General features: G+C 73.1%; 14 protein-coding genes. 5 read left to right on the top strand and 9 right to left on the bottom strand.

Annotation, left to right across the window (positions count from 1 at the left end; all coding sequences use genetic code 11):
- Window positions 1–41 precede the first annotated feature (41 nt).
- On the top strand, window positions 42–1,700 hold the full coding sequence (locus ACH4K4_RS23550) for a penicillin-binding transpeptidase domain-containing protein (RefSeq protein ID WP_398169783.1): 1,659 nt from the start codon (window positions 42–44) through the stop codon (window positions 1,698–1,700).
- Window positions 1,701–1,845: 145 nt separating this feature from the next.
- Entirely contained in the window at window positions 1,846–2,691 is an 846-nt protein-coding gene (locus tag ACH4K4_RS23545) for an EamA family transporter (protein ID WP_398169781.1), read from the top strand.
- Between the two features lie 7 nt (window positions 2,692–2,698).
- Here ACH4K4_RS23545 and ACH4K4_RS23540 read toward each other — a convergent pair whose 3' ends face one another.
- The 6 genes from ACH4K4_RS23540 to ACH4K4_RS23515 all read right to left on the bottom strand — a co-directional run bounded on the left by ACH4K4_RS23540 (window position 2,699) and on the right by ACH4K4_RS23515 (window position 7,849).
- Window positions 2,699–3,505, bottom strand: a complete 807-nt coding sequence (locus ACH4K4_RS23540; protein WP_398169779.1) for an SDR family NAD(P)-dependent oxidoreductase — start codon at window positions 3,503–3,505, stop codon at window positions 2,699–2,701.
- Between the two features lie 72 nt (window positions 3,506–3,577).
- Window positions 3,578–3,742, bottom strand: coding sequence for a hypothetical protein (locus ACH4K4_RS23535; protein WP_360127264.1), 165 nt, complete (start codon window positions 3,740–3,742; stop codon window positions 3,578–3,580).
- A 91-nt stretch (window positions 3,743–3,833) separates the two neighbouring features.
- Complete coding sequence (locus ACH4K4_RS23530) at window positions 3,834–5,054, bottom strand: serine hydrolase domain-containing protein (RefSeq protein WP_398169778.1); 1,221 nt, start codon at window positions 5,052–5,054, stop codon at window positions 3,834–3,836.
- Window positions 5,055–5,143: 89 nt separating this feature from the next.
- Complete coding sequence (locus tag ACH4K4_RS23525) at window positions 5,144–5,950, bottom strand: energy-coupling factor ABC transporter ATP-binding protein (RefSeq protein WP_398169776.1); 807 nt, start codon at window positions 5,948–5,950, stop codon at window positions 5,144–5,146.
- Window positions 5,938–6,699, bottom strand: a complete 762-nt coding sequence (gene cbiQ, locus ACH4K4_RS23520) for a cobalt ECF transporter T component CbiQ (RefSeq protein WP_398169775.1) — start codon at window positions 6,697–6,699, stop codon at window positions 5,938–5,940. Before cbiQ ends, ACH4K4_RS23525 begins: the two co-directional genes overlap by 13 nt.
- Window position 6,700: 1 nt before the next feature.
- A complete protein-coding gene (locus tag ACH4K4_RS23515) occupies window positions 6,701–7,849 on the bottom strand; it encodes an energy-coupling factor ABC transporter permease (protein WP_398169774.1) in 1,149 nt (382 codons plus the stop codon).
- 149 nt (window positions 7,850–7,998) lie between these two features.
- On the opposite strand from ACH4K4_RS23515, the gene ACH4K4_RS23510 reads away from it, so the two are divergent.
- Window positions 7,999–10,041 (top strand): MFS transporter, encoded by a 2,043-nt coding sequence (locus tag ACH4K4_RS23510; protein WP_398169772.1) that lies wholly within the window; start codon window positions 7,999–8,001, stop codon window positions 10,039–10,041.
- Here ACH4K4_RS23510 and ACH4K4_RS23505 read toward each other — a convergent pair.
- On the bottom strand, window positions 10,038–10,589 hold the full coding sequence (locus tag ACH4K4_RS23505) for a DUF397 domain-containing protein (protein ID WP_398169771.1): 552 nt from the start codon (window positions 10,587–10,589) through the stop codon (window positions 10,038–10,040). The genes ACH4K4_RS23510 and ACH4K4_RS23505 overlap by 4 nt on opposite strands.
- Here ACH4K4_RS23505 and ACH4K4_RS23500 point away from each other — a divergent pair, their 5' ends adjacent.
- Window positions 10,590–11,174 (top strand): GNAT family N-acetyltransferase, encoded by a 585-nt coding sequence (locus tag ACH4K4_RS23500; protein WP_398169770.1) that lies wholly within the window; start codon window positions 10,590–10,592, stop codon window positions 11,172–11,174.
- A gap of 153 nt (window positions 11,175–11,327) precedes the next feature.
- On the top strand, window positions 11,328–12,530 hold the full coding sequence (locus ACH4K4_RS23495; RefSeq protein ID WP_398169768.1) for a serine hydrolase domain-containing protein: 1,203 nt from the start codon (window positions 11,328–11,330) through the stop codon (window positions 12,528–12,530).
- Between the two features lie 175 nt (window positions 12,531–12,705).
- Here ACH4K4_RS23495 and ACH4K4_RS23490 read toward each other — a convergent pair whose 3' ends face one another.
- On the bottom strand, window positions 12,706–14,916 hold the full coding sequence (locus ACH4K4_RS23490) for an MMPL family transporter (protein WP_398169767.1): 2,211 nt from the start codon (window positions 14,914–14,916) through the stop codon (window positions 12,706–12,708).
- A 130-nt stretch (window positions 14,917–15,046) separates the two neighbouring features.
- Window positions 15,047–15,619: a TetR/AcrR family transcriptional regulator gene (locus ACH4K4_RS23485; protein ID WP_398169766.1), complete on the bottom strand. Its 573-nt coding sequence runs from the start codon at window positions 15,617–15,619 to the stop codon at window positions 15,047–15,049.
- Between the last annotated feature and the right edge of the window lie 193 nt (window positions 15,620–15,812).

The raw sequence follows: 15,812 nt of genomic DNA, 5'->3' as shown, positions 1-15,812 counted from the left end.
GTGCGTGCTGAAGAACGAGGATTCGGGAGGGGATCGGCGAGATGCGCCGTGAGGTGAGGAACGGGCTGATCGGCGGGGCGGTGGCCCTGGCCGTGGGCGGCGTCGGCGTCGGCGGCTACGCGCTGCTGGGCGGATCCGGCGACGACAAGCCGCAGGAGGTCCGCGCGGCCGGGGACGGCAAGGGCGGCCCCGGCAAGCCCGAGGTGAAGTCCGGCCCGCTGTCCGCGGGGGAAGTGACCGGCACCGCCGGGGAGTTCCTCGCCGCCTGGAAGTCGGGGGCCGCCGACAAGGCCGCCGCGCTCACCGACGACGTCAAGGCCGCCACCGACGGCCTGACCGCGTACCCCAAGCAGACCCACTTCACGGGCCTGAAGCTGACCCCGGGCAAGGCCTCCGGTGACAAGGTCGCCTACACGGTCGACGCGGAGATCTCCTACAAGGGCATGAAGGCGCCGGTCTCCTACGGCACTTCACTGACCGTCAAGCGGGACCCCGAGACCGGCGAGCCGCGCGTCGCCTGGGCGCCGAGCATCCTGCACCCCAAGCTGGGCAAGGGGGACGTGCTGCGCACCGGCGAGTCCGAGGCGCCGCCCATCAAGGCCGTGGACCGCAACGGCACCGAGCTGACCAAGGAGGCGCACCCGGCGCTGGCCGGGGTGCTGGACAGCCTGCGCGACAAGTTCGGCAAGAAGACGGACGGCAAGCCGGGTGTCGAGCTGTTCGTCGACCGGCCCGGCGGCGACAAGGCGCAGCGGCCGGACGAGACGCTGAAGGTGCTCTCCAAGGGCAAGCCCGGCACGCTGAAGACCACGCTGGACGCCGCGGTGCAGACGGCGGCCGAAAAGGCGGTCAAGGGCAAGCCGAAGGCGTCCGCCGTGGCCCTCAAGCCGAGCACCGGCGAGATCCTGGCCATCGCCAACTCGCCGGAGAAGGGCTTCAACACGGCCGCCCAGGGGTCGCTGGCGCCCGGCTCGACGATGAAGATCGTCACGGCGGCGCTGCTGATCGACAAGGGGCTGACGGCGCCGGACAAGCCGCACCCGTGCGAGAAGTTCGTGACGGTCGGCGGCTGGAAGTTCCAGAACCTGAACAAGACCGAGATCAAGAACGGCACCTTCGCGCAGAGTTTCGCCGCTTCCTGCAACAACGCGTTCATCTCCATGGCCGAGAAGCTGCGGAACGACGACCTGACGAAGGAGGCCCGCGACGTCTTCGGCATCGGCCTGAACTGGCAGACCGGCATCCCGACCTTCGACGGCGCGGTCCCGGTGCAGAGCGACGCGCAGATGGCCGCCTCGCTGATCGGGCAGGGCGGCGTGCGGATGAACCCGCTGACCGTCGCCTCGGTCGCGGCGACCGTCCAGAACGGCGGCTTCCGCCAGCCGTACATCGTCGCCCCCTCGCTCGGCGACCGGGCGGCGGCCAAGGCCCCCGGCGCGATGAAGCCGGGCACCGCGTCCGCGCTGAAGTCCCTGATGAAGCTGACCGCCACGTCCGGTACGGCGGCGGAGGCGATGAGCGGGCTCAGCGGCGACATCGGCGCGAAGACCGGCTCGGCCGAGGTCGACGGGCAGGAGAAGCCGAACGCCTGGTTCACCGCCTACCGCGGGGACCTGGCCGCGGCGGCCGTCGTCCCGGCCAGCGGCCACGGCGGCTCGAACGCCGGCCCGGTCGTCCGCGCCATCCTCGGCGCCGGGTGAGCCGCCCCCGCACCGGGTGATCTGGCACTCTCCCTCCTCGGCACCATCGCGTGGCCCGTACAGCTACAGCTAGCGTGCGGGCCATGCGCCATTCACCGCACGGTCACGAAGCCGCCCGCCCGCCCCTGACCGGCGAGCGGGCCGTATGAGCCCGCTGGTCGTCGCCGCCGTCCTCGTCGCGGCCGTCACCCACGCCGGCTGGAACGCGATCGCCCACAACATCAAGGACCAGCTGCTCGCCTTCACGCTGGTGGGCGGCGGCGGAGCGGTCTGCGGGGCGCTCCTGGCCTGTTTCGCGCCGCTCCCGGCGCCCGGCGCCTGGGTGCCCCTCATCGGCTCGGCGGTCCTCCACGTCGTCTACCAGGTCCTGCTGATGCAGTCGTTCAGGCTGGGCGAGTTCGGGCAGATGTACCCGATCGCGCGCGGCACCGCGCCGCTCGTCGTCACGGTCCTGGCCGCCGTCTTCGTCGGCGAGGTGCCGGACGCCTGGGCCATGGGCGGCGTCGTCCTCGCCTCGGCGGGCCTGGTCGGTGTCGCCCTCTGGGGCGTCCGCGGCTCCGGCGCGAAGCCCCACTGGCCGGCCCTCGCCGCCGCCCTCGCCACCGGTCTGGCCATCGCCTCGTACACGACGGTCGACGGCGTCGGCGTACGCGCCTCCGGCACGCCGCTCGGCTACATCGCGTGGCTGATGGTCCTCGAAGGGCTGGCCATTCCCGCCTACGCGCTGGCCACCCGGCGCGGCACGCTGCTCGCCCAGCTCCGGCCGACAGCCCTGCGCGGCCTGGCCGGCGGAGCCCTCTCCGTCCTCGCCTACGGCCTGGTCCTGTGGGCCCAGACCCGGGCCGCCCTGGCCCCCGTCGCCGCCCTTCGCGAGTCCTCGATCATCGTCGGCGCGGCCATCGGGGCCCTGTTCTTCAAGGAACGCTTCGGCGCCCCACGCCTGGCGGCGGCGGGGCTGATGGTGGCGGGGATCGCCTTGATGCTGCGCTAGGACCGCCCTACCCGGGGTCGCCGCGCAGTGCGTCGCGCAAGGGCTTGTTGGCGATCAGGATGCCGCCGTCCACCGGGAGCGTGACGCCGGTGATCCAGGCGGCGTCCCGGGAGGCGAGGAAGGCGACGGCGGCGGCGACGTCCTCGGGGCGGCCGACGCGGCCGAGGGGGTAGGCGGTCACGGCCCGCTCCAGCGCGTCCGGGCGGCCGGCCCAGTTGGGGGTGTCGACCGTGCCGGGGGCGACGAGGTTGACCCGTACGCCGCGGGCCGCCGCCTCGCCCGCGAGCGTGCGGGTGAGGGAGGCCAGACCCGCTTTGGCGGCGCTGTACGCGTGGTTGCCGAAGTCCTGCTCGCCGTTGACCGAGCCGACGCTGACGATCGCGCCGCGGCCGCCGGCGGCGGCCAGGTGGGGCAGGGCCGCGCGGGCGCAGCGGAACGCGCCGCCGAGGGTGACGTCGAGGTCACCGTGCCAGTTCTCGTCCGTCTGGTCCTCGAAGAGCGGGGGGTCGGGCGAGCACCGGCACGCGTTGTTGACCAGGACGTCGAGGCCGCCGAAGCGGTGGACGGCGTGGGCCACGGCCGCTTCGACGGCGGTGCGGTCCGCGACATCGCAGGCGAGGGCCTCGGCGGTGCCGCCGCTGCCGCGTACGCCGGCGTCCTCGCGGATGCGCGCGGCCGCCTTCTCGGCGCGGCCCCCGTCCAGGTCGGTGGCCAGGACCCGCGCCCCTTCGGCGGCGAGCCGCCGGGCGGTGGCCTCGCCGATGCCCCGTCCCGCGCCGGTGATCATGACGCGGTAGCCGTCGAATCGCCTCATGGGCCCACCTTGGCGCAAGGGTCCCGGAAGCAACAGAGCGCGATACGGGCCGGGGACCGGACCGGCCCGGCCTCAGTACCGCTTCGGCGCCGGCTTCGGCTTCTCGCCGCGTACGGACGGCTGGTCCGCGTTGACTTCCTCGGCGCTGCGGTCCCGCTCGCCGCGCCGGTCCCGCGGCTTCTCGTCCCGTCCGGACGCGGCCTCCCGGGGGTCCTTCGTCCTGCGCTCGTCGCCCATGTCGACTCCTTCGTGCCGGTCGGCGGATGGTCAGGGCGTACGGGTGCCCCTCGCGTCCCCCGTGACACTTCCGGCGCGCGGCGGCGGGTGGTCAGGCTTCTTCGAGCGCGGCCCGCAGGGCGCGTACCAGGGCCTGGGCGCGCGGGTCCGCCGTGACGTTCTGCTGCATGCCGTTGGTGACGTACCCGAAGGCCGTGTCGGACTCGGGGTCCGCGAAGGCCAGGCAGCCGCCGCGCCCCGGGTGGCCGAAGGAGCCGGGGGCCAGCAGGGGCGAGGCGGGGCCGTGCAGCATGTAGCCGAGGCCGAAGCGGGTGTTGACCACGAGGGTGCGGTCGGGGCCCGCCGACTCCTCCGTACGGGCCAGGGTGAGCGTGGCGGGCGCGAAGAGGCGGGGGTGGCCGTCGACGGGGCCGATGAGCGCGGCGTAGCAGCGGGCCAGGGCGCGGGCGGTGGCGATGCCGTTGGAGGCGGGGAGTTCGGCGGCGCGGTAGGCGTCGGCGTTCTCGTCGGGGGCCGGGGTGATGGCGCCGAAGGCGCGCCGGGTGAGGGAGGCGGGGTCGCGGTAGGCGTCGGAGACGTTGCGCTTGGGGCGGACGCGCAGTCCGGCGGCGGCGGGCGGGGCCGGTGCCTCGACGTCGGCGAGGCGGCCGGTGCGGGCGCGCGCGTCGGCGGGTGCGCCGACCCACAGTTCCAGGCCGAGCGGCCCGGATATCTCGTCGGCGATCCAGCCGCCGATGGTGCGGCCGGTGACACGGTGCACGAGTTCGGCCAGGAGCCAGCTGTAGGTCTGGGCGTGGTAGCCGTGTTCGGCGCCGGGTGTCCAGGCGGGGGCCTGGGCGGCGAGCGCCGCGGGGCCGCTGACGCCGTCGACGGCCTGTCCGGGGGTGAGCGGGGTGTCCAGGACGGGCAGTCCCGCGCGGTGCGAGAGGAGGTGGCGGACGAGGACGCGGTCCTTGCCCGCCGCCTTGAACTCGGGCCAGTACGTGCCGACGGGGGCATCCAGGTCGAGCAGGCCGCGCTGGTGCAGGAGGAGGGGGACGACGGCGGCGATGCCCTTGGTTGCGGAGCGGATGACCTGGGCGGTGCCCGCTTCCCAGGGCGTGCCGGCGCCCGGCGCGCCCGCCTCGGCGCTGTCCGCGTCCCGGTCGCCGCCCCACAGGTCGACGATTTTGCGCCCGTGCCGGTAGACGGCGACAGCCGCGCCGCGCTCGCCGCGCCGCGCGAAGTTGGCCGCGAAGGCGTCCCGGACCGGCTCGAAGCCGTCCGCGACCGTGCCCTGGACGTCCACCACTGTTTCCCGCTTCCCACTCATCCGTCGCGTTTGTGACCTATCAATGGTGCAACGCGCGGATCAGTGCTGGTGACCAGGGCCACCGGCGAAGGCGGGGTACGGGGGTGCCGTCAGGACGTGGGGATCGTCACAGAGCGCGGATCGAATCCGAAGGGCAGTTCGAGTCGGTGCGTGGCCATCAGTTCCGTGTCGCTCAGCAGCTGCTGGGTGGGCCCGTCGGCGGCGATGACGCCTCCGGACAGCACGACGGCGCGCGGGCACAGTTCGAGCGCGTACGGCAGGTCGTGCGTGACCATCAGCACCGTCACGTCCAAGGCCCGCAGGATGTCGGCGAGTTCGCGGCGGGAGGCGGGGTCGAGGTTGGAGGACGGCTCGTCCAGGACGAGGATGTCCGGGCGCATCGCGAGGACGGTCGCGACCGCGACGCGGCGCCGCTGCCCGAAGGAGAGGTGGTGCGGCGGGCGGTCGGCGTGGTCCGCCATGCCGACACGGGCGAGCGCCTCGGTGACGCGGGCCGCCAGCTCGGCGCCGCGCAGCCCGGCGGCGGCGGGCCCGAACGCGACGTCCTCGCGGACGGTGGGCATGAACAGCTGGTCGTCGGGGTCCTGGAAGACGATGCCGACGCGGCGGCGGATCTCGGCGAGGTGCCGTCTGCCGACGGGCAGCCCGGTGACGGTGACCGTGCCGGCGCCGGGCGTGAGGATGCCGTTCAGGTGCAGGACGAGGGTGGTCTTGCCGGCGCCGTTGGGCCCGAGCAGCGCGACCCGCTCGCCGCGGGCCACGGTCAGGTCGACGCCGAAGAGGGCCTGGTGGCCGGCGGGGTAGGCGTAGGCGAGTCCGGCGATCTCCAGGGCGGGCCCGCGGGCCGGTACGGGGCCGCCGGCGAGCGTGGTCACGGGGTTGTTCACAGCGTCCATCCCAGCAGGCATACGGCGAGGGCGGCGGCGGGCAGGGCGGCGGCGCGGGTCCACTGGGCGCCGGTCGCGGCGGCGGTGTCCGGGGCCGGCAGGGTGCCGGTGTAGCCGCGGCTGACCATGGCGAGGTGGACGCGTTCGCCGCGTTCGTAGGAGCGGATGAACAGGGCGCCGGCGGACTTCGCGAGCACGCCCCAGTGGCGTACGCCACGCGCTTCGAAGCCGCGGGAGAGGCGGGCGACGCGCATCCGCCGCAGCTCGTCGGTGATCACGTCGGCGTACCGGATCATGAAGGAGGCGATCTGGACGAGCAGCGGCGGCATCCGCAGCCGCTGGAGGCCGAGCAGCAGGCCGCGCAGCTCGGTGGTGGCGGCGAGCAGGACGGAGGCGGCGACGCCCAGTGTGCCCTTGGCGAGGATGTTCCAGGCGCCCCAGAGCCCGGACTCGCTCAGCGCCAGCCCCAGGACGTGCACCCGCGGCCCGGTGGCGGCGAACGGCAGCAGGACGGCGAACGCCACGAACGGCACCTCGACGAGCAGCCGCTTGAGCAGGAAGCCGGCGGGCACGCGGGCCGCCGCGGCCACCGCGGCGAGCAGCAGCGCGTACAGGGCGAAGGCCCACACGGCCGTGCGCGGCGTGGCGACCACGGTCAGGACGAAGCCGAGGACCGCCGCGATCTTGCAGTGCGGCGGCAGCGCGTGCACCGGCGAGTGCCCGTGCCGGTAGAGCCGGTGGGCGTGCCCGGCGCCCATGTCAGGCCGTTTCCGGCGTGTTCCGGGGTGCCGCGGCGGCGTCCGCCGCCGCGGTGCGGCGGCGCCGTGCGACCAGGAAGACGCCGGTGCCGGCGGCGAGCGTCGCGCCCACGCCGAGCACGCCGGCGAGCCCGCCGGAGATCCGGGGGTCGGCGACGTCCCGGACGCCGTAGTCGGCCAGCGGCGAGTCCTTGGCGGCGTGCTCCTCGGCCTTGGCGTCCAGGCCCTTGTCCCGGGCGACCTTCTCCAGGCCGTCCGGGCTGGCGGAGGCGTAGTAGCTGACGCCGCCCGCGCAGACGAGGGCGGCGGCGACGCCGGCCAGCCAGACCCGCCGGGTGGAGCGCCGGGTGGAGCGCCGGGCGGTGGGCCGCGGTGCCCCCGCCGGCTCCGGCTCCCCGGCGGGCTCCCGCGCCCCCGCTCCTTCCGCGGGCCCGGCCAAGGGGGAAGTCCGCAGTTCGAGCGGCCTGGCCAGGCCCCGCGCCCCGTACACGAGGTCGGGGCGCACGGCGAGGACCGCACCGACGGTCAGTGCGGTGATGGCGGCCTCGCCGAGTCCGATGAGGGCGTGCACGCCGGTCATAGCCGCGAGGACCGCGCCGAGGGGCACGTCGGTGCTGCCGCCCAGCGCGTAGAGGCCGGTGAAGGCGGCGGCCGCGGCCGGTACGGAGACGGCGGCGGCCGCGAAGGAGGCGGCGGTGACCGCGCGGCGGCCGCGCGGCAGCGCCTTGACCAGGCCGCGGAAGATCCCGTACGCGACGACGGTGGTCACCACGGCCATGTCGGTGATGTTGACGCCGAGCGCGGTCAGCCCGCCGTCCGCGAAGAGCACGGCCTGCATGAGCAGCACCACGGACACGCAGAGCACACCGGTGTACGGGCCGACGAGGATGGCGGCCAGCGCGCCGCCCAGCAGGTGACCGCTGGTTCCGGCGGCGACGGGGAAGTTCAGCATCTGGACGGCGAAGACGAAGGCGGCGACCAGGCCCGCGAGCGGCGCGGTGCGCTCGCCGGGGCCGCCGGGGCCGGCGTCCGGCCCGGAGGCGCCCAGTTCGCGGCGGGCGCCGCGCAGGCTGACGGCGACGGCTGCCGCGGCGAAGACGCCGGTGGCGGCCGATACGGGGGCGTCGATGAATCCGTCGGGTACGTGCATGAGGGTCTCCGCTCAGCCGCGCAACCCCTTCATCGTGGCCGTGCTGCACATGGGTCGCAAGAGCGCTCGGGGCGCGAAAAGGCAACGGCGCGTCACCCCCACAGCAGCAAAAGGTGGCGAAGCGGGGCATTGGCGCAAAGGCTTGGTCCATGACCACGGCCGCCGCGCAAGCCTCCGCACCCGAAGCGCGCAGCGCTCCGCCCGCGCTCAGCCGCCGCCGCACCAATCTCGTCTTCACCACGATCGTGCTCGGCATGCTGCTGGCCGCCCTGGACCAGACGATCGTGTCCACCGCGCTGCCCACGATCGTGGCGGACCTGGGCGGCGGCGGGCACATGGCGTGGGTGGTGACCGCGTACCTGCTGGCCGAGACGGTCTCCACGGTCCTGGTCGGCAAGTTCGGCGACCTCTTCGGCCGGAAGATCATCTTCCAGGTGAGCGCGGTGGTCTTCGTCGGCGGATCCGTCCTGGCCGGCGCCTCCACCTCGATGCTGATGCTGGTCGTCGCCCGCGCCGTGCAGGGTGTCGGCGGCGGTGGCCTGATGGTGACCGCGATGGCGCTGATCGCGGACGTCATCCCGCTGCGCGAACGCGGCAAGTACCAGGGGGCGCTGGGCGCCGTCTTCGGCGTGACGACGGTCGTCGGGCCCACGCTGGGCGGCCTGTTCACCGACCACGCGTCCTGGCGCTGGTGCTTCTACGTCAACATCCCCATCGCGATCGTCATGGTCGTCATGGCGGCCCGCACCATCCCGGTGGTCCGGTCGGCGGTGCGCCCGCTCATCGACTACACCGGCATCGTGCTCGTCGCGCTGGGCGCCTCGGGACTGGTCCTGGGCCTGGAGTGGGGCGGCAACGAGTACGCCTGGGGCTCGCCCGTCATCATCGGCCTGTTCGCGGGCTCGCTCGCACTGCTGGCCGCCTTCGTCTTCGTGGAGCTACGGGCCAAGGAGCCCATGCTCCCCATGCACCTCTTCCGCAACCCGGTCTTCACCGTCTGCTCGGCCCTGAGCTTCATCGTCGGCTTCGCGATGCTCGGCGCGATGACGTACCTGCCGACGTACCTCCAGTTCGTGGACGGCGTCTCGGCGACCATGTCGGGCGTACGGACGCTCCCGATGGTCGCCGGGCTGCTGGGCACCTCGATGCTCTCCGGCGTCGTCGTCAGCAGGACCGGCCGCTACCGGGTCTTCCCCATCGTCGGTACGGGCGTGATGGCGCTCGGCCTCTACCTGATGTCCACCATGGGCGCGGACACCGGCGTCTGGCTCGAATCGCTGTACATGTTCGTGCTCGGCCTCGGCATCGGGCTGGCCATGCAGGTGCTGACCATCGCCGTGCAGAACACCGTGAACTACCACGAGCTGGGCTCGGCGACCTCCGGCGTGACCTTCTTCCGCACCCTCGGCTCGTCCTTCGGCACCGCCGTCTTCGGCACCCTCTACAGCAACCGGCTGGACCCCAACCTCAAGTCGGCGCTGGCCCAGGCGCCGGGCGTGCCGCCGCAGGCCGCCGCGAGCCCGCAGGCCCTGCACCAACTGCCCGCCGCGCAGGCCAGACCGGTGATCGACGCGTACGCCGACACCGTCAACTACGTCTTCCAGTGGGTCGTGCCGGTCGCGGTGGCCGGGTTCCTGATGGCGTGGTTCCTCAAGGAGGTGCCGCTGCGCGACAGCGCGCGGGCCGCCGCGGGCGACCTGGGCGAGGGCTTCGCCGCGCCCGACTCCACCGATTCCGACCAGCAGTTGGAGCGGGCGGTGGCCCGGACGATGCGCAAGGCGGAGGGCCCGGTGAGCCTGGAGGTGCTGGCCGCGTCCGGCAGCCCGCTCACGCCCGGCCAGGCGTGGGCGCTGGGCCAGATCCACTGGCGTACGCGCATCCACGGCGAGACGTCGCTGCCCGCCGTCGCGCAGGCACACCGGATGCCGGACGAGGTGCTGGAGCCGGTCTTCACCCGGGCCGTGTCGGCCGGGTACGCGCGGCACGACGACGGGCGGCTGGTCCTGACCGAGGCGGGGCGCGCCGAGATCGACCGCCTGATCGTGGCCTGGCGCGGCTGGCTGGACGAGCGGCTGGAGGGCTGGACCGCCGACGACCCGGAGGACCGGGCGCGGCTGGCCCGCGCGCTGGACAACATGGCGGCACGACTGCTGGACGAGGACTCCTCGCGGCGGGAGCGCACGGCGGTTTAACGCGCCATGCCCCCGAGCCGGCCTACGGCCACGGCGGAGACGAACGCGGCCAACTGCCCGCGGTCGAACAGCAGTGCCGGACCGTGCGGGTCCTTGCTGTCCCGTACGGCCACCGTCTCGGCATCGACGATGGCGCATTCGACGCACTGTGCTCCCGTGTCGCTGTACGAGGACTTCCGCCAGCTGACGGAGAGTACGGAGGCGTCGCCAACGTGGATCATGTGTTCTTCCTTATCGTCGAGGTCAACATGCGGGCCGAACCCCAGTACCGAGAAGCTGCCCAGTTCTCGCGGGCGGTACGAGTGCCACCAGCCGCGTTGGCCGCCCTCTTTGGTGAGCAGCAACAGTGCGGCGCGAAGCTCTTCGCTCACGTCGCGGCCCATCTCGGCGTACAGGTCGAGCAGTGCCTCAACATCCTTGGCCTTGGCCGCTGTCTTGGCCGTCTCGATCCGGGAGACCTTCGAGGAGACGAACTGGCCGTTGGATCTCTCGGCGAGTTGGTCGAGAGCGAGGTCGACGCCCAGCTCCTCCAGGTCATAAACCTGCACATGGCTACCTGGGCGTTCGAAGATGCGGAGTCACAGATGTTCGCCATGCGCCCGGCCACCTCGGCCGACACCGACGCCATCGCAGCCGTGATCCACTCGCGTTCCACGTGGCTCGAAGAGCGTGGTATGCCGACGTGGCGCGACAGCGCGGACAACCTTTCCGCCCAAGCGGAGAATTCCCACGGCACGATGTGGGTGCTCGAAGATCACCACGCCCGCATCGTCGGGTGCACCACCGTGCAGGAAGAAACCCCGCCATGGGGGTGGACCTCCGAGGAACTCGCCGAGCCCGCGTACTACCTCTTCACCACCGTGACAGACCCCTCTTACCGCGAGCAGAAGCCTGGAACCCTGATCGCTCTGTGGGCCGTGGACCGCGCCGCACGCGAAGGGAAGGAATGGGTGAGGCGCGGCTGCATGTTCCCGGGCCTGGTCCGCTACTACGAGACTCAGGGATTCGCTCTGCTGCACGAGGTACAACGCACTCGCCATCGGGTGTATCTCATGGCACGCCGTGCTGAACGGCTCCCCGGACTGGAGTCGCTGTTCAAAGACCCGTCGCAGGTGGCCGGGCTCCGCCACTGACACGCCCTGGGCGATCAGGTCCGCATCGTGACTGGTGGACGAGAGCGTCGCCGGCGTCCGGGCGTCCGGGCCGGCCTGGGCGGGGCTCTGGACCGCTGCCACGGACCGGAGTTAGGTTACTGGGGCAACCATCTGCCCTCTCGGGAGGATCCGGTGACCGTGACAGCATCCGTTCAGGGCACCTGCGCCCCCGGGTTCGAGAACGTACGAGCCGAGTTCGAGCGCAACTTCACCGAGCGCGGGGAGGTCGGCGCGGCGTTCGCGGTGACCCTCGACGGCGAGTTCGTCGTCGACCTGTGGGGCGGGCACGCCGACGCCGCCGCCACCCGCCCGTGGGAGCGCGACACCCTGGTCAACGTGTACTCCACCAGCAAGGGCATGACCGCCCTGTGCGCCCACCTGCTCGCCGACCGGGGCGAGTTGGACCTCGACGCGCCCGTCGCCCGGTACTGGCCCGAGTTCGCGCAGGCCGGCAAGGCGGACGTGCCGGTGCGCTGGCTGCTGTCCCACCGCGCGGGCCTGGTCGGGCCGCGCGAGCGCCTGACGCCCGAGGACGTGTACGACTGGGAGAAGACCTGCGCGGCGCTGGCGGCCACCGAACCGTGGTGGGAGCCGGGCAGCGCGCAGGGCTACCACGCCGTCAGCTTCGGCTTCCTGGTCGGTGAGGTGGTACGCCGCGTCTCCGGCGTCTCGCTCGGCACCTTCCTGCGTACGGAGATCACCGGGCCGCTCGGCGCCGACCTGTACATCGGCACGCCCGCCGAAGAGCACGCCCGCTGCGCCCAGTTGATCGGCCCGGACGGCGGCGGCTCCCTCAGCGGTGCCGTCTCCGGGCTGCCCGAGGGGCCGGTGCGGTCCCTGGACGCCCACCCGATGGCCGCGTTCGCCCTCGCCATGAACCACCTGCCGCTGGGCGACGTGAACAGCGCCGCCTGCCGTTCCGCCGAGATCCCCGCCGGCAACGGCAACGCCACCGCCCGCGGCCTGGCGGCGGTCTACCGCGCCCTGGCCGGCGGCGAACTGGTCGGCCCCGGCACCCTCGCCGCGATGCGGGAGCCGCAGAGCCGCCCCGGCGAGACCGACCTGGTGCTCGGCGGCATCCTGGCGAACGACCTGCCGTTCACCTGGGCCACCGGGTACATGGTCAACTCGTCCGGGTACTTCGGCACCAACCCGGCCGCCTTCGGCCACGGCGGCGCGGGCGGCTCCCTGGCCTTCGCCGACCCGGAGAACCGGCTGTCGTACGCGTACACGATGAACAAGTTCGGGGGCGGCACGTCGGGCGGCGACCACCGCAACCTCGCGCTGGTCGAAGCGGTGTACGCCGCGCCGCCGCTGGCCGGGCGCACCGGCTGACCCGGCCCCGGTCCGGTCCCGGTCCGGTCCCGGCGCCCCACGGCAGAGGCCCGGCGGCAGGCCCCGTTCTCGTACGGGAGCCCGCCGCCGGGCCTCTGTCCGCGCCGCGCCCCGTCCCCACGGGGCGGCGCGTGCCGGGGCGGCGGCGCCGCTCACGCGGCCGCCCCGGGGCGTGTCACACCTTGGCCGGTTCCGGCTGCGCGGCCGGCTCGGGTGCGAGGTGCCGCTGGAGCTGTTCGCCCTCGACGTCCACGTTGGGCAGGGCCCGCTGGAGCCACTTGGGCAGCCACCACGCGGCGCGGCCGAGGAGCGCGAGGACGGCGGGGACGATGGCCATGCGGACCACGAACGCGTCGAAGAAGACCGCGACGGCGAGCCCGAAACCGATCATCTTGATCATGGATTCGGAGGAGCCGATGAAGCCCGCGAAGACCGAGATCATGATGACCGCGGCGGCCGTGACCACCCGCGCGCCGTGCCGGAAGCCGGTGACGACCGCCTGTCCGGGGCGCTCCCCGTGGACGAACGCCTCGCGCATCCGCGTCACGAGGAAGACCTCGTAGTCCATGGCGAGGCCGAAGACCACGCCCACCATGAAGATCGGCATCATGCTCATGACCGGGCCGGTCTGCTCGACGCCGAACAGGTCCGCCAGCCAGCCCCACTGGAAGACCGCGACCACCGCGCCGAGCGCCGCGACCACCGAGAGCAGGAAGCCGAGCGCGGCCTTCAGCGGCACCAGGACCGAGCGGAAGACGACCATCAGGAGCACGAAGGCCAGGCCGACCACCAGCGCCAGATAGGGCAGCAGGGCGTCGTTGAGCTTCTCGGAGACGTCGATGTTCATCGCGGTGGTGCCGGTGACCAGCGCCCGCGCGTCGGCGTCCCGCGCCGCGTCGCCCGCCTTGCCGCGGATCTCGTGGACCAGGTCCTCGGTCTCGGTGCTGCTCGGCTTGGACTTCGGCACGACGCTCAGCATCGCCGTGTCCCCGGCCTGGTTGAAGGTGGGCGGGGTGACGGCCGCGACGCCGTCCAGCTTGGCGACGGTGGCGGCGACCCCGGCCGCGGCGGCCTTCGGGTCCTTGCCGCCCTGCCCGTCGACGACCAGCATCAGCGGCCCGTTGAAGCCGGGCCCGAAGCCGTCGGAGAGCAGGTCGTACGCCTTGCGCTGGGTGGTGCTGGTGGGCTGCGCGCCGTCGTCCGGCAGGCCCATCTCCAGCGAGCTCGCGGGTACGGCGATGACGCCCAGGCCGACGACCCCGGCCAGCAGCACGGCGACCGGGCGGCGCAGCACGAAGCGCGCCCAGCGGGTGCCCGTGTTCGGCTTGCCGCCGTCCTCTTCACCGGCGGGAGCGGCGCCCGCCTTGCGGGCCTTGCGGCTCAGCACGCGCTTGCCGGCGAAGCCCAGCAGCGCCGGGATGAGGGTGAGGGCGACGAGGACGGCGATGACGACCGTGCCGGCCGCCGCGATGCCCATCTTGGTGAGCATCGGGATGTTGACCACCGACAGGCCCACGAGGGCGATGACGACGGTCAGTCCGGCGAAGACCACGGCGGACCCGGCGGTGCCGACCGCGCGCCCGGCCGCTTCCTCGCGCTCACGGCCCTCGGCCAGCTCGGCCCGGTAGCGGGAGACGATGAACAGCGCGTAGTCGATGCCGACGGCGAGGCCGATCATCATGGCGAGGGTGGACGTCGTGCTGGACAGGTCCAGGACGCTGCCGAGCGCGGTGATGGACGAGACGCCGATGCCCACCCCGATCAGCGCCGTCAGCAGCGGCAGGCCGGCGGCTATCAGGGCGCCGAAGGTGATGACGAGGACGACGGCGGAGATGACGATGCCGATGACCTCGGTGGCGCCGGTCTCCGGCATCGCCTGGAGCGCGTTGCCGCCGATCTCGACGGTCAGCCCGGCGTCCCTGCCGTGCTGGGCCGCTTCCTTGAGCGCGTCGCGCGCGTCGTCCTTCAGCTCGAAGCCGGAGACCTTGTAGGTGACCTGGGCGTACGCGATGGTGCCGTCCTTGGCCACCCCCTTGGCCAGGTACGGGTCGGAGACCGAGGCGACCTGCGGCGACGAGGACTTCAGCTCGCCGACGACCTTCTCGACGGCCTGCTTCTGCGCGGGCGCGGTCACCTGCCGCCCGTCGGGCGCCTTGAAGACCACGCGTGCGGTGGCGCCGTCCGCCTTGGTGCCGGGGAAGCGCTCGCCCAGCAGGTCGAAGGTCTTCTGTGACTCCGTGCCCGGTACGGAGAAGGAGTCGGCGGCGGGCGAGGACGCGGTGGCGGCGCCGACGCCGGCGACGGCCAGCAGCGCCACCCATATCAGGGCGACGAACCGGCGTCGCCTGAAGGCGAACCGTCCGAGCTTGTAGAGGAATGTGGCCACGAGAAGGGGTGCTCCCGTCGGGTCAGGGACGTACAAGGGCGTACGGAGCCGGCCCGACGACGAGAGCGGCGCGTCGAGTGCTGCCGTTATGGGGTTGGGGACGGTGTCCGGCCCGGCGGGCCGGAGCCGGTCAGACGCCGAGGGCGGGGAGGACCACGGCGTCCACGTAATCGGCGAGGAAGGCGCGGTTCGGGGGCCGGTCCTCGATGAGCTGCTGGGCGACGAAGGCGCCGACCAGCATGTGCGGTACGTAGGCGAGCGCGGGACGGTCGGCGGGGATCTCGCCGCGCTCGACGGCGCGGGCGAGCATCGCGTCCATCCCGGAGATGTCCGGGTTGACGATCAGGTCGCGCAGCGCCTGGTGGAGGTCGGGGTTGTCGTGTGCGGCCCGTACGAGGCCCCGCAGCAGCGCGGAGTCGCGTTCCATCTCGCAGTCGTCCCCGCGGGAGACCATGGCGTGCAGGTCGCCGCGGATGCTGCCGGTGTCGATGTCGGCGAGGTGGACGGGCTTGTGGTGGTGGAGCGCCTTGGCGACCAGTTCCGGCTTGCCCTGCCACTGGCGGTAGAGGGTGGCCTTGCTGGCGTGGGTGCGGGCGGCGACGGCGTCCATGGTCAGGGCGTCGTACCCGACCTCGCGAAGCAGGTCGAGCACGGCCGCGTACAGCTCGGCCTCGCGCTCGGGGGTGAGCCGGCTGCGGCCCATCGCGGCACACCTCCTCGGTGAACGCATCGACATGAACGAAACGGTTTCGTACAGCTTCGGTACGGCCTGACGGTACCTCCGGTCACAAGCGAAACGGAAGCGTTTCGATGGTGGTGTGCGTCACGGATCACCGCCACCGGTCGAGTTGCCGCCGTCCGCGCGCGCCGAAAACATGGGTGCGTGAGTGACGGCG

Origin of the sequence: Streptomyces sp. NPDC017529 (assembly GCF_044329785.1) — a bacterium.
Lineage (GTDB): Bacteria > Actinomycetota > Actinomycetes > Streptomycetales > Streptomycetaceae > Streptomyces.
Note: the sequence above shows the minus strand (reverse complement) of the source record. Positions and strands in the feature narration are given on the sequence as shown.

What these genes read in the sequence shown, in the direction of transcription:
- ACH4K4_RS23550 (WP_398169783.1), top strand. Translation starts at nt 42, where the DNA reads ATGCGCCGTGAGGTGAGGAACGGGCTGATCGGCGGGGCGGTGGCCCTG.
- ACH4K4_RS23545 (WP_398169781.1), top strand. Translation starts at nt 1,846, where the DNA reads ATGAGCCCGCTGGTCGTCGCCGCCGTCCTCGTCGCGGCCGTCACCCAC.
- ACH4K4_RS23540 (WP_398169779.1), bottom strand. Translation starts at nt 3,505, where the DNA reads ATGAGGCGATTCGACGGCTACCGCGTCATGATCACCGGCGCGGGACGG.
- ACH4K4_RS23535 (WP_360127264.1), bottom strand. Translation starts at nt 3,742, where the DNA reads ATGGGCGACGAGCGCAGGACGAAGGACCCCCGGGAGGCCGCGTCCGGA.
- ACH4K4_RS23530 (WP_398169778.1), bottom strand. Translation starts at nt 5,054, where the DNA reads ATGAGTGGGAAGCGGGAAACAGTGGTGGACGTCCAGGGCACGGTCGCG.
- ACH4K4_RS23525 (WP_398169776.1), bottom strand. Translation starts at nt 5,950, where the DNA reads ATGGACGCTGTGAACAACCCCGTGACCACGCTCGCCGGCGGCCCCGTA.
- cbiQ (WP_398169775.1), bottom strand. Translation starts at nt 6,699, where the DNA reads ATGGGCGCCGGGCACGCCCACCGGCTCTACCGGCACGGGCACTCGCCG.
- ACH4K4_RS23515 (WP_398169774.1), bottom strand. Translation starts at nt 7,849, where the DNA reads ATGCACGTACCCGACGGATTCATCGACGCCCCCGTATCGGCCGCCACC.
- ACH4K4_RS23510 (WP_398169772.1), top strand. Translation starts at nt 7,999, where the DNA reads ATGACCACGGCCGCCGCGCAAGCCTCCGCACCCGAAGCGCGCAGCGCT.
- ACH4K4_RS23500 (WP_398169770.1), top strand. Translation starts at nt 10,590, where the DNA reads ATGGCTACCTGGGCGTTCGAAGATGCGGAGTCACAGATGTTCGCCATG.
- ACH4K4_RS23485 (WP_398169766.1), bottom strand. Translation starts at nt 15,619, where the DNA reads ATGGGCCGCAGCCGGCTCACCCCCGAGCGCGAGGCCGAGCTGTACGCG.